This window comes from Campylobacter sp. RM12640 (assembly GCF_020137595.1).
Classification (GTDB): domain Bacteria; phylum Campylobacterota; class Campylobacteria; order Campylobacterales; family Campylobacteraceae; genus Campylobacter_E.
On sequence record NZ_JACGAU010000076.1, the window covers coordinates 1 to 386 of the forward strand.

At 33.4% G+C, this 386-nt stretch carries 1 protein-coding gene; it reads left to right on the forward strand.

Annotated features, from left to right (window positions below; genetic code table 11):
• Window positions 1–386, forward strand: a 386-nt coding sequence (locus AVBRAN12640_RS09945; protein WP_336609201.1) for a molybdopterin-dependent oxidoreductase, incomplete at both ends; no start/stop codon positions are given.

Here is a 386-nt window from a genome sequence, read left to right on the forward strand (position 1 = left end):
ATACAGCGAGATTTTTAGGTGCAGAACAAGTATTTATTAATCCTACAACCGATGTTGCCTTAGTAGAAGCAATGTGTTATCATCTAATTAAAAACAATCTTCACGATGAAAAATTCCTTAAAAAATACACGGTAGGATTTGCTAAATTAAAAGAAAGATTATTTGATGAGAATAATCCAAAAACTCCTGAATTAGCAGAAAAAATTACAGGTATAAAAGCAGAAAAAATAAAAGAATTAGCAGAACTTATGGCTAAAAATAGAACTATGATTATGGCAGGTTGGGGTTTTCAAAGGGCTCATCACGGAGAACAAGCTCACTGGGCTATGATAACTCTTGCATCTGTTTTAGGACAAATTGGACTTGATGGTGGTGGATATGGGTTT